Below are 21813 nucleotides of genomic sequence, written 5' to 3' on the forward strand. Positions count from 1 at the left end.
ATATTGAATGTCTGGTAAATGGCACCTGGCCTCGTAACAACCAGGACAAGGAATAATCCGGTTGTCCAGCGGGCTGACAAGGCGTTGCGGGGTGTCATCATGTCGGGCGGCTTTGGCTGGTGACCCGTCTCCCATTAAGTTAACGAATCAGCCAGACGGGACACCGGGGCAAAGGTCAGGCAATGGTCAGTCCCGGGTTGACGGGCAGGGCGCACCGCAGGGCGCGCAGGCGGTCGCATCCCGCTGACTCAAGGCAGTTGCCACATTGCCCTGTCCGGAATTGAAGGCAAAGGTGGGACTGCTGAGATGATCGGCCATGATCAGCGCCAGAATGATTCCCAGCACCATCAGAATACGGGCACGACTGTAGGCTTGTTCCATGGTGTCCTCCCGTATCAGTTTGGCAGCCGGAACCAGGGCCGCAGGCGAATGCCAATCAGTGAGCCGGCAAAGGCACAGGCAAACCAGACCCAGGCGTGCAGACTCGCGGACGCAATGCCGGAGAAGAGCGCGCCTATGTTACAGCCGAAGCCCAACCGGGCACCATAACCCAGCAGCAGGCCACCCACTACGGCAGCGAGAAACTGCCGACCCTCCGGCCGGTTACGGCTGGCTTCGTTGAAACGATTGGCCAGACCCGCCGCCAGCATGGCGCCAAGTAACAATCCGAAATTCATGACCGACGGAATGTTGGTGAGCACCGAATCGTTCAGGGCCATGGCAGGGTAGTCCCAGGTCCAGAACTCGAACTGGGACATGTTGACACCCAACACCTCCAGCGCTTTGGCGCCCCAGACGTTGAAGGCAAAGGTGATACTCCAGGGCGCACCGCCAATGGCCAGGGTCAGGGCGTTGCCGGCGGCCAGAATCAGAATGGCCCAGGTGAACGGCCAGCGACCACTGATCAGGGTTCGCAGTATGCCGTGACTCTGACCTTTCCAGAGCAGTTCATCACGTTCAATGTTGCCATGAGCCTTGCGCTCGATGCGATTGACCCACCAGGCAATCAGGCCCAGCCCCACGAACTGCACCAGAATAGCGCCACTGATGCCAAACGTATTGACCAGTGGCACCGGATCAAACCCGGGCTGGTCCAGCCACCAGGGCAGATGTATGGAACCGAGCACCGCGCCGGCAATGAAGAAAATCAGCGTCACTGCCATCCGGATATTGCCGGCGCCGACAGTGAACAGGGTGCCGGAGCCGCAACCGCCGCCCAGTTGCATGCCGATGCCGAAGATGAAGGAACCCACCACCAGTGAGGTGCCCACCGGTGCTACGGCGCCGGTGAGACCGGACTGGCCGCTGTAAAGCATGGGCACCATGATCAGCGAGCTGATGGCGAACAGCAATAACTGGGCACGCATGCCCGCGCCCCTTTTGGTTACTACCAGATTTCTCCAGCCGGCAGTGAACCCGAAGGCGCCGTGATACAGCGCAATGCCCAACACAGTGCCCAGGACAAACAGGGCCACCATGAACGGTGCTGTTTCCAGCCAGATCAGCAGACCCAGCAGAACGAAGCCCGTGAGGGCGGTTGTTACAACAAAGCGATCAATCTGCCATCCCGGCTGCTGAAGGCCGGGCTGGAGAACTGCAGAGTTCGGCATCAGTTATTCACTCAGTTAAAGAGATCCAGAAGTTTACCCAGACCGCGCCTGGCGACCTGCATAGGCCGGTTGCTGTCCTGGGACCACTCCGCCATGGAGCCGTCGTACATGGCAACTTCACTGAAACCGGCGAGCTCACTCAGCACGAACCAGTCGGTGGCGGCCCAGTGACCGGTATTGCAGAAGGCGATAGTGCGGGCACTTGAATCGAGTTCCGCAATATTTACCTTGCTCGAAACCGTAGACTCGTCAAGGTAGAAAACATTGCTTTGCTCAGTAATAAAGGACTGATGTGGCAGGTTGCTGGCGCCAGGTATGGTGCCTGGTGCCCGCGCTGCCGGAGACTGGTTGTCGCCCCGGAAATAGTCTGACGGGCGGGCATCCACCAGTTGCGCCTGGCTGCTTCTGGCGTTGTCGACTTCTTCCAGGGTGGCAATCAGTGCTTCGTTCAGCTCACCGTCAAACCGGGTGATCGGGCGCTGCTCGCCTTCGCCCCGGGCAATCTCGTGACCAGCAGCTTGCCAGCCGGCGAAGCCCCCGTTAAGGATGGTCACCTTATCGTGGCCCAGTACCTTGAATGTCCAGTACACCCGGGCTGCGCTGCCGAAATCAGTGGGTCCGGTACCGGCGGGCGTCACAACCACAATATCGTCGTTGGAGATGCCCAGGCTGCCGATCAGTCGCTCCAGTGAACGCACCGGGGGTAGCACGCCGGCAACGCCGTCACGGGTTTCACGCCAGCCATCATTGCCGTAATGGCTATAGACGGCGCCGGGTATATGGCCTTCCTCGAAACGACTGCGATCACCACCGTTGTCGATGCCCGAACGAACGTCCAGAACCACCAGGCCAGCTTGATCAAGGCGTTCATTGAGCCAGTCCGCATCTACCAGCGGTGGCACATTCTGGTTTGCGCCCTGGGCAAAGGTGCCTGTCAGCAGCAAAACAGCAATAGTCATCAGACGAATCATGGAGCCCCTCTCTTAAACACAAGACATTTTTGAGCGATCATTATGAATGAATAAACGGCAATGGATAGCTCTGTCCGGATAACATTTGGTTATATGCATACACCGTGAACACTTTGGCTGCCCCGGTTCACCAAACTGACCGCAAAGTGTCACCTTCCCTTCATTTAGCCCTGCCAGTCTGTGGCCATGCCAAGGCAACCTTCAGGGATGCGCATGCCACAGTATCGCAGTGTCTTCATATCGGATGTTCACCTGGGAACGCCGGACTGTCAGGCCGACTACCTGCTGGATTTTCTGGACAAGGTCCACTGCGACACCCTTTACCTGGTTGGCGATATTGTGGACCTGATCGCCATGCAGCGACGGGTGCACCTGCCGCCCTCCCATGAGGCGGTGGTGCAGAAGCTGCTGGCCATCGCCGCCGGCGATACCCGGGTGGTCTATGTGCCCGGCAACCACGACGAATTCATGCGACGCTTCTGCGGTCAGACCATCGCCGGTGTAGAGCTGCACCTGAAGCTGGTCCACACCACTGCGGATGGGCGCCGGTTCATGGTGTGCCACGGTGACCAGTTTGATCAGATTGTCCGTTGCAGTCCGCTGATGCTGCTGGTGGGTGACCGGGCCCACAGTCTGTTGCTGCGGCTCAACCGCTGGTTCAATATGTTACGGCGATTGCAGGGCAAGCCCTACTGGTCGCTGGCGGCCTGGATCAAAAGCCGTATCGGCAAGGCCCGGTCGTTTATCCGGCGCTTTGAACTGGCGGCGCTGACCACGGCGGAAAAGGGCCACTATGACGGCTTCATCTGCGGTCATATTCACTCCGCCGGGTTCCTGCGCAGTGAGGATGCACTCTACTGCAATGATGGTGACTGGGTGGAGCACTGCACGGCGCTGGTGGAATGCGCTGACGGCCGTCTGGAACTGCTGCACTGGTCGGAGTTCCCGTCAGTTATCGAATCCGAACCGGAGGCACCCGCTCCGGAGATGCACGGTGACCGGCGCCCGGTTATCGACATCCTGCCCGCGGCGTTTCTGGAACAGGTGAACCGGGTGGGTTAATCCGCGCCAGACGCGCGTTCTGCAGGACGCCTGTGCTTAACTGACATTTTCTGATAGTATTCGCGCCCCTTATTTGGCGTTAGCCGGATTTCACCCACAGGCCAAGCAAGTTAACCCCGTGACGATCACTCCACCCTAGCGTTCAGCCCCTGCCCCGCCTCCTCGACGGTTTTCTTTCGAACGCCTTTGCGTTTTCGATCGACCCGAAGAGCAAGGCATCTTTTTTGCAGACCCGATTCCCGGTCTGATTCCAGAAGATATTGGCCAAAAAGGTCATTACCCAGAACGCTTACTGGCGCTTAAAGCTGATTGGTACAGTCGGTTTTTCGCCGCTTGCAGACTCCGGTCTGACAGTTTCCGAATCCGCTTCTTGTTGTTAAAAATGGATACCCGATATCATGGTAAGAACCTTGAAAACCCATTGGCTATCGAATGTCAGGGGCGACCTGCTCGCCGGCCTCGTCGTTGCTCTGGCGCTGATTCCTGAGGCCATTGCCTTTTCCATCATCGCGGGCGTGGATCCGAAAGTGGGGCTGTACGCCTCCTTCTGTATTGCTGTGATCATTTCCATCGTGGGTGGCCGCCCCGGGATGATCTCGGCGGCAACCGGTGCCATGGCGTTGTTGATGGTGACTCTGGTCAGAGAGCACGGTCTTGAATACCTGCTGGCGGCGACCCTGCTTACCGGCGTGTTTCAGATTATTGCCGGTTATCTCAAGCTGGGTGGTCTGATGCGGTTTGTGTCCCGGTCGGTGGTGACCGGCTTTGTGAACGCCCTGGCCATTCTTATTTTCATGGCGCAGGTGCCTGAGCTGACAGACGTAACCTGGCATGTGTACGCCATGACCGCTGCTGGCCTGGGCATCATTTATCTGTTTCCGCTGATTCCAACCATCGGCAAGCTGATCCCCTCTCCGCTGATCTGCATCGTGGCCCTTACCGCTGTTGCCATGTTCTGGAACATGGATATCCGTACCGTGGGCGATATGGGTGACCTGCCGGATACTCTGCCCATCTTCCTGTGGCCGGACGTACCGCTGAATCTGGAAACCCTGATGATTATCCTGCCCTACGCGGTGGCATTGAGCGTGGTGGGTCTGCTGGAGTCCATGATGACGGCCACCATTGTGGATGATCTGACCGACACCACCAGTGACCGTAACCGTGAGTGCAAAGGCCAGGGTATCGCCAACATTGGCTCAGGCCTGCTGGGCGGTATGGCCGGCTGTGCGATGATTGGCCAGTCCATCATAAACATCAAGTCGGGTGGTCGTACCCGACTTTCCACCCTGTCGGCGGGTGTTTTTCTGCTGATCATGGTGCTGGTGCTGGACAAGTGGCTGGTTCAGATTCCCATGGCCGCGCTGGTGGCGGTGATGATCATGGTGTCTATCGGTACCTTCAGCTGGGGGTCTATCAAGAACCTCAGGGAGCATCCGCTGTCCACCAACATCGTTATGGTCGTTACCGTGGTGGTGGTGGTTGCTACCCACAACCTGGCGTTTGGTGTGCTGGCCGGTGTGTTGCTGGCGGCGCTGTTCTTTGCCAACAAGGTGGGCCATTACATGGTGGTCCGTTCAGAGTTCGACGAAGAAACCGACACCCGCCGCTACAATGTGGTGGGGCAGGTATTTTTCAGCTCCTCGGAAAAATTCACAGAATCCTTTGATTTCAAGGAAGCGGTCGATAAGGTTGTCATTGACCTGAGCCGCGCCCACTTCTGGGACATCACAGCCGTAGCGGCGCTGGACAAGGCGGTCATCAAATTCCGTCGTGAAGGTGCCGAGGTCGAGGTCATTGGTCTGAACGAAGCCAGCGCCACCATTGTTGACCGTTTCGGGGTGCACGACAAACCCGACGCCGTTGACCAGCTGATGGGGCACTGACATGACACAGAACATAGAATCCGGAAACTTTCGCCGTCAGAATAACAACGATAATGACAACAAAAGCGAGGACGACATGTTACGAGTAGTGGCCTGTATCGATGGCTCCCGGTCTGCGCCGGCGGTGTGTGACTACGCCGCCTGGTTGAGCCGGCACATTGATATCCCGATGACCCTGCTGCATGTTCTGGATGAGGAACGCTATCCGGTCGAGCCGGACCTGACCGGAAACATTGGTCTGGGCAGCCGCGAGCAACTGCTGACCGAGTTGGCGGATCTGGATCAGAAGCGCAGCAAGCTGGCTCTGGAGCACGGCCACCACCTGCTGGATCAGGCCGAGCGCCGGGTTCGGGATACCGGTGTCAGTGACGTGATCAAGCGTCAGCGCCACGGCGATCTGACCGAATCGTTGCTGGCCATCGAGAACGAGACCCGGGTTCTGGTGATGGGACTGCACGGTGAGAGCAGCTCAGATCGCGACCTGCATATCGGCAGTCAGCTGGAAACCGTGATTCGCAGTATGCACCGGCCCATTCTGCTGGTCCCGGACGATTACACCGAGCCTAAAAGTGCCATGCTGGCCTTTGATGGCAGTGCCACGGCGTTCCGGAGTGTCGAGTTGCTGGCAGCCAGTCCGGTGTTCAGGGGGCTGCCTATGCACATTGTGATGATCGGGCCGGAAACCGGTGATCGCTGGGAGCATCTCAAAAAGGCCGAGGCCATGCTGGCCGACAACGTTGGTGAGATTCACCTGGCGATTCGCGCCGGTGATGTGGAGCCGACCCTGCACGCCTATCAGACCGAGCACGACATCGACATTCTGGTGATGGGTGCCTATGGTCATTCCAGAATTCGTCAGTTCCTGGTGGGCAGCACCACCACGACCATGCTCAAGACCGCATCAAAGCCTCTGGTCATTCTCCGATAATCGTTTATTTTCCGATAATGGCGGGCCATGGCTGCCGTTACCGGAGCTCGCCTACCGTAACTTTGTGCAGAAAATAACCCGCAAAACAAGACTGTTTCGTTTGCTTATTAAATGAAATAATTCCCATCATCATTGGCGTTTTACCTTTTCCGGTAGCGCCTTTTCTTGATTTCGCCGTATCTGTCTGTGGTGCCGGGCTCCTGCCGGATGGCCGGCCATCGCAGATCTGTTTTGATTCGTCAGGGATTGCACACTATGCGCACGTTTGGCCGTTTTCTGATTGTGATTGTTTTTCTGGGTGTCGTGCTCGGCGGTATTTTTGGCTACAAGTTTTATCAGTTCGGCCAGATGAAGGAAATGATGTCCCAGCCGCAACCACCGGTCGAGGTGTCGGCGACGGTTGCCACAGTCAGCAACTGGACACCCTCCATCAAGTCTGTCGGCAGCGTCGAGGCTGTCAATGGCATCCGGGTTGCCAATGAAATGGCAGGCGTGGTCAGGGAGGTCGCCTTCGAATCCGGTGATACCGTCAGTCAGGGCGACGTGCTGATCCGCCTTGATTCGGAAATTGATGAGGCCACCCTGCGTACCCGTCGGGCCGAGGCGCAGCTGGCGGAGCAGGAATTCAAGCGGGTGGAAAATCTGCTGCCGCGGCGCGCAGTGTCCCAGTCCCAGTTTGATGAGGCTGCCGCCAATTATGAAGCTGCCCGGGCCCGGGTCAGTGAAGCCGGGGCCCAGCTCAACAAGAAAGTGATCCGGGCGCCCTTTGATGGCCGGCTGGGCCTGCGCCTGGTAGACCAGGGCGAGTATCTGGCGGTCGGCACGGCCATTGTCGAGATCAATATGCTCGATCCAATCTACCTGGACTACACCCTGTCCGAGCGCGACCTGCCCCAGGTTGATCGCGGTTACAGGGTTGAGGTAACGGTCGCAGCCGTGCCGGACGCAATCTTTGCCGGTGAGGTGAGTGCGATCAACACCTCGGTGAATCCGGAAACCCGCACGGTGCGGGTACGGGCCACGCTTGCCAACCCGGAAGGCAAACTGCGCCCCGGCATGTTTGCCACCGTGATGACCCTGCAGCCGGAGGACCGTGAGGTCATCACTCTGCCCCGCACAGCCGTGTCCTACAACACTTACGGTGATTACGTGTTCCTGATTACCGGGGGTGATGACGGAGCCCTGACCGTCACCCGGCGCTCGGTGACCACGGGCCGCATCAACGACGGCAGGGTTGCCATACTGGAAGGCCTTGAAGAGGGTGACCAGGTGGTGTCCAAAGGCCTGTTGCGACTAAGGGCCGGCCAGTCGGTGACTATCCAGGAGGATTCTGCCGATTCGGTGTCATCATCGGCGGAGGCCTCTGACTAATGCGCTTCACTGACATTTTTGTCCACCGGCCGGTACTGGCTACGGTGGTCAGTCTCCTGATCCTGCTGTTGGGTGCCCGCGCAGCCATGGAAATGGAGATCCGGGAATACCCGAAACTGGAAAGCACCACGGTTACCGTGACCACTGCCTACCCCGGCGCCAGTTCGGAGCTGGTCAAGGGCTTTATCACCACGCCGCTGCAGCAGGCCATGGCTGAGGCCAGTGGTATTGACTACCTGACCTCCAACAGCGCCCAGGGTCTGTCTACCATCAGCGCAAAAATGGAGCTCAATTACGACGCCAATGCGGCGCTGGCAGAGATCCAGGCCAAAGTGGCCAGCCAGCGTAATGTGCTGCCGGCGGATGCCCAGGATCCGGTGATCACCTCTGAGACCGGTGACTCCACGGCGCTGATGTACATAGCCTTTTACAGCAATGATCTCGACGTGCCCCAGATAACCGACTATCTGACCCGGGTGGTGCAGCCGAAGTTACAGGCGCTGGCCGGTGTGGGCAAGGCGGAACTGCTGGGCCGGACTTTTGCTCTGCGAGCGTGGCTGGACCCTGAGCGGCTGGCGGCGGTGGATATGACGCCCCAGGAAGTGGTCAGCGTGCTGTTACGCAACAACTATCAGGCGGCTGTGGGTAATACCGAAAGTCAGTACACCAAGGTCAGCCTGACCAGCGACACTGATGTGTCAGATCTGGAGCAGTTTCAGGACCTGGTGGTGAAGGAAGCCAACGGTGCCATTATCCGTCTCCGGGATATTGCCAGGGTGGAACTGGGCTCCCAGAGCTACGACAACCTGGCACTGTATAAAGGTCAGCCAGCCACCTATGTGGCGATTGAGCTGTCACCGGGTGCCAATCCACTGACCGTGGCTGAACTGGTGAAGAATGAGCTGCCGGACATCGAGCGGCAACTGCCATCGGGGCTGGAAGTTCGTCTGGCTTACGACGCCTCCGAATTCATTGACGATTCCATTAACGAAGTCATCGTTACCCTGCTTGAGGCTATGGTCATCGTGCTGGTGGTGGTTTTCCTGTGCCTGGGGTCGTTGCGGGCAGCGTTAGTGCCTTCGGTAGCGGTGCCACTGTCATTGATTGGTGGCGCCTTCATCATGCTGACAATGGGATTCTCCCTGAATCTGCTGACGCTACTGGCCATGGTGCTGGCCATCGGGCTGGTGGTGGATGACGCCATCATTATGGTGGAGAACGTTCACCGTCACATCGAACAGGGCGAATCCCGGTTTGATGCGGCTATCAATGGCGCCCGGGAAATGGCTATGCCCATCATCGCCATGACTACCACACTGGTGGCGGTGTACGCACCCATCGGGTTTATGGGCGGCCTTACCGGTTCCCTGTTTATCGAATTTGCCTTCACGCTGGCTGGTACGGTGGTGATTTCGGGTATTGTTGCCCTGACCCTTTCACCCATGCTGGCGGGCAAGGTTCTCAAGCCCCATGGTAATCCGGCCCGTTTCGAGCGCCTGGTGGAAAAGACCTTCAATGGCCTGGCAGACCTGTATAAACGGGCGTTGGCGTCGCTGATGCAGACCCTGTCGGTGGTGATCTTTTTCGCGGTCGTAGTGTTCGCGTCCATTTTCTTCATGTTCATGCTGAGCCAGAGTGAACTGGCGCCGACGGAAGATCAGGGCATTCTGTTCTATCAGGGCAAGGGACCGCAGACCGCAACCCTGGAGTACCTTCAGGATGAGGGTGCCGAGGTCCAGCAGCGCATGTCGACCGTGGCCGGTTATCAGGAAGATTTCATGATCCTCGGCATAACCGGGCCCAATGAGGTTTTCGGTGGCTTCAAGATGGCGTCCTGGAGCGAACGGGACATTTCCCAGTTCGATGTCCAGCCAGTGCTGAATGCTGAACTGGGCAAGGTCACCGGCCTGCAGACGGCGGTCTTTGCGCCGCCGGCCTTGCCGGGCTCGGATGGCCTGCCGTTCCAGTTTGTAATCACCTCCGGTGGCGGCTACGAGCAGCTGAACGAGATTGCCAGCGAGCTGCAGGGGCGGGCCATGCAGAGTGGCAATTTCATGTTCCTGCAGAAGTCCATCGACTTTGACAAGCCGGTGACCCGGATCCGGGTAGACCGTGACCGGGTGGCTGACCTTGGGCTGTCGATGCAGGACATTGGCCAGACCCTGTCCGGCCTGCTGGGTGGCGGCTACATCAACCGTTTCAGCATGGAAGGTCGCTCCTATCAGGTCATTCCACAGGTTGAGCAGGACTTCCGGCTGAGTGCAGAGGCGCTGAACAATTACTACACCCGTGCAGATACCGGTGAGCTGGTGCCTCTGGGCAGTGTTGTCAGCTTTGAGAGTGCCGTGGAGCCATCCCAGCGAACCCAGTTCAATCAGCTGAACGCCATTACCCTGCAGGGTGTGGTCATGCCGGGTGTGGCCATGGGTACCGCCATGGACTGGATCGAGCAGGCTGCTGATGACATGTTTCCTCAGGGCTTCGGACGCAACTATATGGGCGAGACCCGGCAGCTGGACACCGAGGGCAGCGCCCTGCTGGTCACCATGATGCTGTCGCTGCTGGTGATCTATCTGGTGCTGGCGGCGCAGTTCGAGAGCTGGCGCGATCCGCTGATCATTCTGGTGTCGGTGCCCTTGTCCGTAGCCGGTGCCATGGCGTTTATCGTGCTGGGGTTTGCCACCGTCAACATCTACACCCAGGTGGGCCTGATTACGCTGATCGGGGTCGTGGCCAAGAACGGTATCCTGATCGTGGAGTTTGCCAATCAGCTCCAGACCGAACGGGGTCTGAACCGACGTGAAGCGGTGCTGGAGGCTTCGGCTATCCGCCTGCGGCCGATCATCATGACGTCCCTGGCGCTGATTTTCGCCATGGTGCCACTGCTGCTCGCCGCCGGTCCGGGTGCTGAAAGCCGTTTCGCCATCGGCCTGACCATCAGTGCCGGGCTTGGTATTGGCACCCTGTTCACGATCTTCGTGCTTCCGGCCTTCTACATACTTCTGGCCCGGGATCACAATGCCGTCGCCGACGGGGAGGCGCCGGCCTGACCGCCGGTGCCTACCGGCAACTGTACAGAAAAGGAGGCCCTTCCCGGCCTCCTTTTTTTGTGTTCTGTTATCGTTTCGGGATGTTTGCACGCTACTCTGTGTAACAAATTCACGTTTCTGGTGTCCTGTACCCACTCTTCTCATTCCCAGGAAAATGTGATCATGCGCAAACAGAAATTGATGGTTTTTGCCCTGATTGTCGCTGTGATAGGTGGCTTTCTGGCGTTCGGGGGAACTGATCTGCTCACCCTGGACAATCTGCAACGCCATCAGCAGGCACTCGCGGACTGGATCGCAGACAACCTGGTTCTGGCAGTTTCCGGCTTCGTGCTGATCTATATTCTGGCAACGGCCCTGTCACTCCCCGGTGCCACGGTGCTTACCCTGGCCGGCGGTGCCTTTCTGGGCAATGTGGCGGGATTGCTGGCGGTTTCCGTCGCGTCCACCATTGGTGCCAGTCTGGCGTTCCTCGTCGCCCGGTTTTTGCTGCGGGATACCCTCAGGCGGAAGTATGGGAAAACGGTCAACCGTATCGACGAGGGTATAGCGAGGGACGGTGTTTTTTACCTGGCCACGTTGCGTCTGGTGCCGGTGTTCCCCTTCTTTCTGATCAATCTGGTGATGGGCCTTACCGGCATGAAGCTGCGCACCTACGCCCTGGTGAGCTGGCTGGCGATGCTGCCGGGCACCTTTGTGTACGTCAATGCCGGCACCCAGTTAGGACAGATTCGCTCCACCGGCGATATCCTGTCGGCGGAGCTGTTGTTGTCGTTCGCTCTGCTGGGGCTGTTTCCGATCATCGCCAAGTTTGCGGTGGGCTTTATCCGCCGCCGCAGGGTGTACCGGGGCTTTCAGAAACCCGACTCGTTTGACTATAACCTGCTGGTGATCGGCGGCGGCTCGGCCGGACTGGTGTCGGCCTACATTGCGGCGGCGGTCAAGGCGAAAGTGGTGCTGATCGAACGGGATAGAATGGGTGGCGACTGCCTCAATACCGGCTGTGTGCCTTCCAAGGCACTGATCCGCAGTGCCAAAGCCGCAGACACCCTGCGCCATGCCGATCGCTATGGCCTGGATGCGGTGCCGGTGTCCGGCTCTTTTGCCAACATCATGGGCCGGGTCAAACGGATCATCGCGAAGATTGACCCCCACGATTCGCCTGAGCGCTACCGCAGCCTGGGTGTCGAGTGTATCGCGGGCAGTGCCGCCTTTGTATCGCCCTGGGAAGTGGAGGTCACCCACAATGACGGTCGTCGTGAGCGCCTCACGTCCCGCAGCATCGTCGTGGCCACAGGTGGCAAACCTTTCCTGCCACCTATTCCCGGGCTGGCAGACATGGAACCACTGACCTCTGAGAATCTCTGGTCCCTGGACCAGCAACCGCAGCGGCTTCTTGTTATTGGTGGCGGGCCGATCGGGTCCGAACTGGCCCAGGCCTTCCAGCGGCTGGGCAGTCAGGTGATTCAGGTGGAAACCGGAGCGCGTATTCTGGCCAAAGAAGATCCGGATGTGTCAGAGCTGGTGATGAACCGGTTCCGGGCCGAGGGCATTGATCTGCGCCTGAACCACCGGGCGGAGAGGTTCGCCACAGAACACGGTGAGCGGGTAGTCTGGTGCGCTCACAACGGCGAACAGGTCCGCATTCCCTTCGACCGGGTTCTGGTAGCTACCGGGCGCGCCGGCAACACCGAAGGCCTTAATCTGCAGGCGCTGGGTATCGAGCCCCGGGCCAACGGCACGGTGCCGGTGGAAGAGGATCTGAGTATCGGCTTCCCCAATATCTTCGCCTGTGGCGATGTGGCCGGTCCTTACCAGTTCACTCATGCTGCGTCTCATCAGGCCTGGTACGCGGCAGTGAACGGGTTGTTCGGGCAGTTTCGCCGGTTCCGGGTCGATTACCGGGTGCTGCCCTGGGTTACCTTTACCGCCCCGGAAGTGGCTCGGGTCGGTCTCAGCGAGGAGGAGGCCAGGGCACAGGGCATCGCCTATGAACTTACCCGCTATGGTCTGGACGATCTGGACCGGGCCATTGCGGAAGATGAGGATCAGGGCTTTATCAAGGTGCTGACAGTACCCGGAAAGGACCGGATACTCGGCGCCGTGGTGGCGGGCACTCACGGTGGTGAAATTCTGGCGGAATTCACCCTGGCCATGAAACACGGTATTGGTCTCAACAAGATCCTCGGGACCATTCACCCATACCCCACCTGGAACGAGTCGGCCAAGTTTGCGGCCGGTGAGTGGAAAAGGGCGCACGCGCCGGCAGGCGTGCTTGCCTGGCTGGCCCGCTTCCACCGATGGCGCCTTGGGGGTGGTCAATCCTCAGCAAACCAGCGTAAACAGAAGGAATCGGTAACATAACGCCGTTTCTTTTGTCTGGATCATCACAACAAGTACTAGCGGAGCGATCATGCCCCTGACTGCCGAAAAGATCATACCCATGACCGAGATCCTGGAGCCGAGAGCCCGGGACAGCTGGACCCACACCCGCGCCGGTGACCCCCGTGGCTTCATTGATGCCGATCAGCTGAAAGAACTGTGGATCCACACCGGTACCGCCTGCAACCTGGCCTGTCCCTTCTGCCTGGAAGGGTCGCACCCGGGTGACGGCCGTATTCCCGGCATGAAGCTGAGCGATGTGAAGCCCTTCATCCACGAAGCCCTGGATATGGGCGTGGAGCAGTTTTCGTTCACCGGTGGTGAGCCGTTTGTGATCCGGGATTTCGTCAATATTCTCAACTACGCCAGTCAGCACCGTCCCTGCTTTGTGCTGACCAATGCCACCGAGCCGCTGCTGAAACGTCGGCAACAGTTAATGCCGTTGCTGGCTAATCCCCATCCGATCCACTTCCGGGTCAGCCTGGATTTCCCCGATGAGGCCAGACACGACCAGGATCGCGGCACCGGCAGCTTCGACAAGGCTCTGGAGGGTATTCACTGGCTGATTGATCAGGGTTTCAAGGTTTCCATTGCCCGGCAGACCGACCCCGGTGAGGATCCGCAGCAGGTCGAGAACGCGTTCCGGTCGATTTTCCGTCAGCGGGGCATTCCTGATCACCTGGCGTTTACGGCCTTTCCGGACCTGGGCACGCCCGGTTCTGATGACGGTAGTCCGGAGGTAACGGAAAACTGCATGGAGAAGTATCCCACCCGGGAAAGCCGGTCTCATTTCATGTGCACCTACACCCGGATGCTGGTGAAAAAGGGCGATCAGGTGCGGGTGTATGCCTGCACCCTGGTGGACGATGATCCCCAGTACGATCTGGGTGGCACGCTGGCGGAGAGCATGGATGAGCGGATCATGCTGCGGCATCATCGGTGTTTTGCCTGTTATCGGTTTGGTGCCAGTTGTGGTGCTCCGGAATAAGCTCTTTGGTTTGATTGGGCGTGCTTTCGGGGTTGGGTGAAGGAGCCTGTGGCGGGGTGCCTTTCTCCGCCGCAATTCACGGTCCATCCCTGGACCGGCCTTGCTCCGCGCCTTCCCTGGCGCTGCTGCGAAAGGCACCCCGTCACAGGCTCCCTGAACAATGAGCGTGTCTGCTGGACGGCCGGGCGCGGTTTTGGGGTGTAGCAATTTCCTGATTGACTAATAAAAGAGGATGGATGATGACAGGCACAGAAGCTGCCCTGTTCTGGGGATTTCTGTTGGTCTATGGGGTGGTGATGTATGTGCTGTCGCCTGAAAGTCGCAATGCGGCGTCGTTTTACCGGGGGGCGGATGACAGTGGCAAGCCGGTTGGCCAGTGGTCACTGACTGCCAGCATTTTTATAAGCTGGATCTTTGCCAAGTCGGTGACCAACGCCGCCAACCTGGGGGCCACCTACGGGGTGACCGGTGGACTGGCTTACGCCTCCTACTGGCTGTCCATCCCGGTGGCCGGTTACATCATCTACCTGATCCGCACCCAGACCGGGGCCCGCAGTCTGCAGGAGTTTCTGACTACCCGCTTTGGTCGGCTGGCCTCCCTGAGTTTCGCGGCAGCCATTCTGATACGCCTGTACAACGAGGTGTGGAGCAACACCGCCGTGGTTGGTGGCTACTTCGGTGATGTCGGAGAGTGGCCCTATTACACTGCCGCCATGGTGTTTACGGCGTTTACTCTGGCGTACAGCCTCAAGGGTGGTCTGCGCAGCTCCATTTTTACCGATGTGATTCAGGCCGTGGTGTTCGTCTTTTTCCTGGCCGCGGTACTGTTCCTCATTATCCCCGCCAATGATACCTCGGAGCTGCTGACCACCGGTGAGTTCCGCCTCAACGCGGGGCTGGACCTGTTGCTGGTGGCTCTGTTGCAGCTGTTCAGCTACCCGTTTCATGATCCGGTACTGACCGACCGGGGCTTTGTGAACAAGGAAAAAGCCATGCTCAAAAGCTTTGTGGTGGCCGGGCTGCTGGGTTTTGTGGCGGTCTTTATCTTCAGTCTGGTGGGGGTTCATGCCCAGCTCAACGGCATAGCTGCCGCTGGTAATGCTCCGGCGGCGGTGGGCCAGTCCCTTGGCCTGACCGCGTTGTTCCTGATGAGTGTGATCATGATGACATCCGCTGGTTCAACCCTGGATTCCACCTTTAATTCTTTCGCCAAATCCATTGCCGTTGATCTGCCGAAGCTGGCCCGACGCGCGAAGGACCGATTACCCAGCGTTCGGGCGGGGGCGGTAGTCATGGTGGTGTTTGCCATTCTGGGCAATCTGCCTATGTTTGCGGGCACCGACATTCTCAAGGCCACCACTATTTCCGGCACCATGGTGATGGGGCTGGCGCCAGTATTCCTGTTTTACGGACTGACCCGCTTCTCGCCCTGGAGCTTCCACCTCAGCTTCTGGACCGGCATCGGTCTCGGTGTCTGCATGACTGTGGGCTGGATCCCCCAGAGCTGGGCTATCGGAGACGGCGCCTACGCCCTGTTGCTGGGTACCAACGCCTGGGGGTTTCTGCTGTGTACGGCGGGCTTCTTCCTGCCGCTGCTGTTACGCAGGCTGTCGGGCCGGGCAGCAACCGGGTCCGGTATACAGGCCGCAGCGGAGCGGGGGTCCTGATGATGGTGAGCGAATCCGCAGAAGCAGGCCGCAGTTGTCCCCTCCATTATCGTTACCGGCCGGAGCAGCTCTGCCTTGATCCCACACCCTGCGAGGCGGATACCTTATATGTGGTGGGCGGGCTTTACGGCAACCCTGATGCCTTGAACGAGATTGACGCCATGGCGGCGCGAGAGGCAGGCCAGGTACACCTGTTGTTCAATGGTGACTTCAACTGGTTCAACGCCACGCCGGAAATCTTTGGTGCGATCAATCGACGGGTACTGGCGGCAGATGCCATGGCGGGCAACGTAGAGTATGAGCTCGCCCAAGGAGGCGAGGGCGCGGGTTGTGGCTGTGCCTATCCGGACTTCGTCGAAAATGATGTGGTGGAGCGCTCCAACCGGATCATGGAACGCTTGCAGACCACGGCTGAAACCTTTCCGGAACTCCGTGCAGCGCTGGGGCGTTTGCCCCGCTGGCGCTGCCTGATGCTTGGAGGCCTAAAGGTTCTGGTACTCCATGGCGATCCCGAGTCCCTTGCCGGCTGGGGCTTGTCCCGGGAGTGCCTGCAAGCGTCGGATGCGCAGCTTCGTCACTGGTTCCTGGTAACCGGTGCGGACGTTATCCTGTCGACCCATACCTGTCTGCCGGTCATCTGGCACGATACCCTTGCCGGCCGCCCGCGCTGGCTGCTGAATAACGGTGCCGCGGGCATGGGCAACCTGGTGTCAGACAGTGCCGGCCTGATCGCCCGGGTGTCCCGCACCCCTTCTGCCAACGGCGGCATAAAGGCCCTGTCAGGGGCCGGTCTTCACTTTTCTCTGGAACCTGTACGGTTCCCGCTAACCCCCTGGCTGGCAAAGTTCGACAGCATTTGGCCCCGGGGCTCTGATGCCGCTCTGTCCTATCGTTCCCGTATCGTTTCGGGAACGTCAGTGTCGGCGGCGTCGGTGTTATTGGGTGGCAAGTCGTTAACTGGCATGGCTGAGCAAATGAACTAAAATGGATATGAGTACTGTGTGACAGTAGCGTATATGAGGGTTCGGTTGATTTTTATTTTGTGGTCTATATAATTCACCACTAACGTTTGCAGCGAAAAGGCTGAATATGACAACCGAAGGTTCGAAAACCAGCGCCATTGTCCTCCGTAAACCGGTCAAGGACGATGGCTACCGGCTACACCGGCTGGTGGCTGAATGCCCCCCGCTGGATCCCAACTCCATCTACTGCAATCTGTTGCAGTGCAGCCACTTTGCCGAAACCGGCGTGGCGGCCGAGAAAGGCGGCGAACTGGTCGGCTTTATCTCTGGTTACATCCCTCCCCAGCAACCCGAGACCGTTTTTGTCTGGCAGGTGGCCGTCCATGAAAAGGGCCGTGGCCAGGGTCTTGCCAAACGCATGCTGAAAGAGATTGTCGGCCGTGAAGCCTGCAAGGGCGTGCGTTTCATGGAAACCACCATTACCGACGACAACGAGGCTTCCTGGGCCCTGTTTCGCTCGTTCGCCCGTGATATGGGGGCTGAAGTGAAGTACCACGAACATTTCGAGAAAGAGATCCATTTTGGCGGCAAGCACGACTCCGAATTCCTGCTCCGCATCGGACCTTTCTCCAGGGCCGGTTAACGGCCGGCTGATGAGTCGGCGGCTGATCGGGGAATCGCCGCCAGCAGACTCTTACCATCGCGCACCGACGCCGGTCGCGACCGAAACCGACCGGCCCCCGTGCACTCCCTCGAACCTTACATGCTAAGAGGCAAGACAATGGAATTATTCAAATCCACTGAATCTGAAGTACGCGTTTATTCACGGGCTTTTCCGGTGATTTTCAACCGGGCCAAGAACGCGCACCTGTACACCGAAGACGGTAAGGAATATCTGGATTTTCTGGCCGGTGCCGGTTCGCTGAACTACGGCCACAACAATGATGTGCTCAAAGCAGCCCTGCTGGAATACATCGAGGCAGACGGTGTCAGCCAGGGTCTGGACCTGTTCACCACCGCCAAGCACGACTTTATTGAAGCCTACAAGAATTACATCCTTGACCCCCGGGGCCTGGATTACAAAATTCAGTTCACCGGGCCCACCGGTACCAACTGTGTGGAAGCGGCTCTGAAACTGGCCCGCAAGGTAAAAGGCCGCGCCGGTATTATCTCCTTCACCAATGGATTCCATGGTGTGACCATGGGTGCGGTGGCTGCCACCGGTAACCAGCATCACCGTGGTGGTGTCGGTACACCTCTGGGTAATGTGGACTTCCTGTACTACGATGGTTATCTGGGTGAGAACATCGACACTCTGGAAATCATGGACAAGGTACTCTCTGACAATTCGTCCGGTTTCGACCTGCCAGCCGCTGTGATCGTGGAAGCGGTTCAGGGTGAGGGCGGTCTGAACGCGGCCCGCGCTGAATGGCTGCAGGGACTGGAAAAGCTCTGCAGGAAGCACGACATTCTGCTGATTCTGGATGATATCCAGGCGGGCAACGGCCGCACCGGCGAGTTCTTCAGCTTTGAATTTGCGGGCATCAAGCCGGACATTGTGACGGTCTCCAAGTCCCTCAGTGGTTACGGCCTGCCCATGGCTCTGGTACTGTTCAAGCCGGAGCTCGACGTTTGGGATCCAGGCGAGCACAACGGCACCTTCCGTGGTAACAACATGGCCTTTATTACCGCAAAGAAAGCCGTGGAGACCTACTGGAAGGACGACACCTTCTCCAATGAAGTGAGAGCGAAAACCAGGGTGCTGGGTGATGCGCTGCAGGCCATCTGTGACAAGTACCCGGGCCAGTTCAAAGTGAAGGGCCGTGGTCTGATGCGGGGCATCGAGGCAACGCATCCTGACATTACCGGTCCGATCACCAAGCGCGCGTTCGAGCACGGTCTGATCATCGAAACCAGTGGCCCCCGTGATGAAGTGATCAAGTGCCTGATGCCGCTGACTACCAGTGAGGATGACCTGCGCAAGGGCGCCGGGCTGCTGGCCAGAAGTGTCGACGAAATCATGCAGGAAGGTCTGAGCGAAGCGTCGTAAGGCGCCTGCCCGATCCGGACATACAACTGCAGGATAGCAACAGGATATTTATGACTAGCCAATTACACACCGTCGAGAAGATCGGCGGTACGTCCATGAGCAACTACGAAGCCGTTCGTGACAACATCATTATCGGCGATCGCAGCAAGGACGAGCTTTATCAACGCATCTTTGTGGTGTCCGCCTACGGTGGTGTCACCAACGAATTGCTGGAACACAAGAAAACCGGCGAGCCTGGCGTCTATGCCCTGTTCGCCGATGCAGAATCGGACTGGGCCTGGGGTGACGATCTCACCAAGCTGGTGAAGTTTCTGACCGACCTGAACGGCGAACTGTTCCACGACCCGATGCTCAAGCAGCAGGCTGACCAGTTCATTACTGACCGTATCGAGGGCGTTCGCGGCTGCCTGATCGATCTGCAGCGGCTCTGCTCCTATGGTCAGTTCCAGCTCGAAGAGCACCTGTTGACCGTGCGCGAGATGCTGGCTGGTATTGGTGAGGCCCACAGTGCCTTCAATACTGCCCTCAAACTCCAGCAGGAAGGCATCAACGCCAGGTTTGTGGATCTTACCGGCTGGCGCGACAATGAGCTGCTGCCCCTGGATGAGAAGCTCAAGCGGGCATTTGATGCGGTTGACCTGACCCGCGAGCTGCCCATCGTCACCGGCTATGCCCAGTGCAAGGAAGGCCTGATGCGGACCTTCGACCGGGGCTACAGTGAGATGACCTTCAGCCGTGTGGCCGTCATCACCGACGCCCGCGAAGCGGTGATCCACAAGGAATATCACCTCAGTTCTGCCGATCCCAACATTGTCGGCCACGACAAGGTGGTGCCACTGGGTCGCACCAACTACGACGTGGCGGACCAGCTGGCCAATCTGGGCATGGAGGCCATCCATCCCCGGGCCGGTAAGGGCCTGCGCCAGAACGAGATTCCGCTGCGGGTGAAAAACACCTTCGAGCCGGAGCATACCGGTACCCTGATCACCGGCGATTACGTCAGTGAGAAGCCCCAGGTTGAGATCATCGCCGGTTCCAAAGGCGTGTTTGCCATTGAGGTGTTTGATCAGGACATGCAGGGTGAGCCGGGTTCCGACCGCCGGATTCTGGATGTGCTGTCCCGCTTCAAGGTGCGCTTCATTTCCAAGGACACCAACGCGAATACCATCACCCACTATGTGGATACCACCCTCAAGCACGTCAAGCGGGTGGTCAAGGCGCTGGAAGAGGAATTCCCCAACGGTGAGGTCAACACCCGCAAGGTTGCGCTGGTGTCTGCCATCGGCAGCGACATGAAGGTGCCGGGCATTCTGGCCCGTTCGGTGAAATCCCTGGCAGATGAAGAAATCAGTGTACTGGCGATTCACCAGTGCATGCGCCAGGTGGACATCCAGTTTGTGGTGAATGAGGACGCGTACGAAAAAACCATCGCGGCCCTTCATGGCGCTCTGATCGAGCCCCATAACCACGAATACGCCATCGTCGCCGCCTGACGCTGGTCTGAATTGCCCCGCACCGGAACCGGTCGCTTCGGTGAGGGGTAATGGAGGTTGTCTTGCCTCCCGATCGGGGTGCCCGGCGAATTGTTTGCCGGGTATGACCCGGTCACCTTTGTTCCTTCCTCTTGTGTTCCCTCTCCTTGGTTTTCCGTAACTTAGCTTCGCATCGCTAAAACGGCTGAACAATCCGGCGGTCACTCCGTTTCGTATATCCCTGTGAATTTCAGACAAGCGAAGTGACGCTGATGGCAAATGACACCGTGGTAAACGTGAACCGTAAAACCGACCCGGCGCTGGAGTCACCGGAAACCCTGGTAGGTCGCTATTTCAGGGACGTATCCCGTCACGGCCTGCTGACCGATGAGCGCGAGAAGCAGCTGTCGGCACGACTGATCCGTTGTTTTGGCTGGCTGGCGAAGCAGCAGCCGGTGCCCGGGGCGGCGCCGGTCACCATTCGTGAGGCCCAGGCTTTGTATGAACAGATCGGGCAGCCGACCCGGTTGAGTCGCCGGGCGATGGTACTGGTGCGCGGCAGCCGGGAGCGGCTGATACGCAGCAATCTGAGGCTGGCGGTGCACATTGCCCGCCGCTACACAGTGACCGCTGGCCCGGTGATCTCGGATGTGATCCAGGACGCCAATGTGGGTCTGATCAAGGCCGTGGACCGGTTTGATCCTGCCCGTGGTTTCCGCTTTTCCACCTATGCCTACTGGTGGATTACCGAGGAAGTGCGCCGCAGTCTCAAGCGGGGTCATCGGGTGATTCATACACCGGACCACATCATTGACGAAATCCGCAGCCTGCATGCCACCACGCTGCGGCTGCACGACGAGCTGGAGCGGATGCCGCGGCAAAGCGAACTGGCCCAGGAGCTGGAAGTGTCCCCGGCCCGGATCAGCGAGATTCGTGCTTATGCCGCCACCGAACTGTCGACGGAAACGCCAATGACGGAAGCAAGCGGCATATCCCTGGGTGACACCCTGGTTCATGATGACCAGGCGCCCGAGCTTAAGCTCGCTGGCAGAGATCGGAAACGGGTTCTGGAGCGACTGCTGACGCACCTGAGCGAGCGGGAGCAGGATGTGCTCAGCCGCCGTTTCGGTCTGGATCGAAGTTCCGAGGAGACGCTTCAGGTTATCTCGGACAATCTGGGGATCAGCCGTGAGCGGGTTCGCCAGATCGAGAAAACCGCCCTCAAGAAGTTGCAGAAGCTGTGTCTGCACCGGGGCGAGGGTGAGCCGGGCACCGTATCTGACGTGTCAGAACAACGTCTGTCCTGAGCCGGAAGATTGCAAACAGGGTTCAGAAGGTTATCTTCAAAACGTTTCCGGGCCCGGCTTTCGGGCCCGCATAGAAACCTCAATCCGGAAGCTGCTGGCAACCTGGGCAT

16 protein-coding genes are annotated in these 21813 nt (G+C 58.8%); 13 read left to right on the forward strand and 3 right to left on the reverse strand.

What is annotated here, in order from left to right:
* Window positions 1–186 precede the first annotated feature (186 nt).
* Genes AAC035_RS04950 through AAC035_RS04960 form a run of 3 tightly spaced genes read right to left on the reverse strand, consistent with a single transcriptional unit; the run spans window position 187 to window position 2581 of the window.
* Window positions 187–381 (reverse strand): hypothetical protein, encoded by a 195-nt coding sequence (locus tag AAC035_RS04950; RefSeq protein ID WP_339800710.1) that lies wholly within the window; start codon window positions 379–381, stop codon window positions 187–189.
* A 14-nt stretch (window positions 382–395) separates the two neighbouring features.
* The gene (locus AAC035_RS04955; RefSeq protein ID WP_339800712.1) at window positions 396–1610 is read right to left on the reverse strand and encodes a YeeE/YedE family protein; all 1215 of its coding nucleotides are present in this window, start codon (window positions 1608–1610) and stop codon (window positions 396–398) included.
* An 11-nt stretch (window positions 1611–1621) separates the two neighbouring features.
* Window positions 1622–2581, reverse strand: a complete 960-nt coding sequence (locus tag AAC035_RS04960) for a sulfurtransferase (RefSeq protein WP_339800715.1) — start codon at window positions 2579–2581, stop codon at window positions 1622–1624.
* Window positions 2582–2794: 213 nt separating this feature from the next.
* Here AAC035_RS04960 and AAC035_RS04965 point away from each other — a divergent pair, with 213 nt between their 5' ends.
* The 13 genes from AAC035_RS04965 (at window position 2795) to AAC035_RS05025 (ending at window position 21703) form a co-directional block, all read left to right on the forward strand.
* The gene (locus AAC035_RS04965) at window positions 2795–3643 is read left to right on the forward strand and encodes a UDP-2,3-diacylglucosamine diphosphatase (RefSeq protein WP_339800718.1); all 849 of its coding nucleotides are present in this window, start codon (window positions 2795–2797) and stop codon (window positions 3641–3643) included.
* Between the two features lie 398 nt (window positions 3644–4041).
* Window positions 4042–5529 (forward strand): SulP family inorganic anion transporter, encoded by a 1488-nt coding sequence (locus tag AAC035_RS04970; protein WP_339800720.1) that lies wholly within the window; start codon window positions 4042–4044, stop codon window positions 5527–5529.
* A 1-nt stretch (window position 5530) separates the two neighbouring features.
* Complete coding sequence (locus tag AAC035_RS04975) at window positions 5531–6457, forward strand: universal stress protein (protein ID WP_339800723.1); 927 nt, start codon at window positions 5531–5533, stop codon at window positions 6455–6457.
* A gap of 255 nt (window positions 6458–6712) precedes the next feature.
* Complete coding sequence (locus tag AAC035_RS04980; protein WP_339800726.1) at window positions 6713–7828, forward strand: efflux RND transporter periplasmic adaptor subunit; 1116 nt, start codon at window positions 6713–6715, stop codon at window positions 7826–7828.
* Window positions 7828–10878, forward strand: coding sequence for an efflux RND transporter permease subunit (locus AAC035_RS04985; protein WP_339800729.1), 3051 nt, complete (start codon window positions 7828–7830; stop codon window positions 10876–10878). The genes AAC035_RS04980 and AAC035_RS04985 overlap by 1 nt, the downstream gene beginning before the upstream one ends.
* A 162-nt stretch (window positions 10879–11040) precedes the next feature.
* Window positions 11041–13239: an FAD-dependent oxidoreductase gene (locus tag AAC035_RS04990; RefSeq protein ID WP_339800732.1), complete on the forward strand. Its 2199-nt coding sequence runs from the start codon at window positions 11041–11043 to the stop codon at window positions 13237–13239.
* A 49-nt stretch (window positions 13240–13288) separates the two neighbouring features.
* Complete coding sequence (locus AAC035_RS04995) at window positions 13289–14245, forward strand: radical SAM protein (protein WP_339800734.1); 957 nt, start codon at window positions 13289–13291, stop codon at window positions 14243–14245.
* A gap of 239 nt (window positions 14246–14484) precedes the next feature.
* Window positions 14485–15912, forward strand: coding sequence for a sodium:solute symporter (locus AAC035_RS05000; protein WP_339800751.1), 1428 nt, complete (start codon window positions 14485–14487; stop codon window positions 15910–15912).
* Entirely contained in the window at window positions 15912–16895 is a 984-nt protein-coding gene (locus tag AAC035_RS05005; protein WP_339800737.1) for a hypothetical protein, read from the forward strand. Before AAC035_RS05000 ends, AAC035_RS05005 begins: the two co-directional genes overlap by 1 nt.
* A gap of 106 nt (window positions 16896–17001) precedes the next feature.
* Window positions 17002–17517 (forward strand): diaminobutyrate acetyltransferase, encoded by a 516-nt coding sequence (ectA, locus tag AAC035_RS05010; protein WP_339800739.1) that lies wholly within the window; start codon window positions 17002–17004, stop codon window positions 17515–17517.
* A 138-nt stretch (window positions 17518–17655) separates the two neighbouring features.
* Entirely contained in the window at window positions 17656–18924 is a 1269-nt protein-coding gene (gene ectB, locus AAC035_RS05015) for a diaminobutyrate--2-oxoglutarate transaminase (RefSeq protein WP_339800742.1), read from the forward strand.
* Between the two features lie 50 nt (window positions 18925–18974).
* The gene (locus AAC035_RS05020; protein WP_339800745.1) at window positions 18975–20417 is read left to right on the forward strand and encodes an aspartate kinase; all 1443 of its coding nucleotides are present in this window, start codon (window positions 18975–18977) and stop codon (window positions 20415–20417) included.
* 251 nt (window positions 20418–20668) lie between these two features.
* On the forward strand, window positions 20669–21703 hold the full coding sequence (locus AAC035_RS05025; RefSeq protein WP_339800748.1) for a sigma-70 family RNA polymerase sigma factor: 1035 nt from the start codon (window positions 20669–20671) through the stop codon (window positions 21701–21703).
* Window positions 21704–21813: the final 110 nt, after the last annotated feature.

This window comes from uncultured Marinobacter sp. (assembly GCF_963974375.1).
Lineage (GTDB): Bacteria > Pseudomonadota > Gammaproteobacteria > Pseudomonadales > Oleiphilaceae > Marinobacter.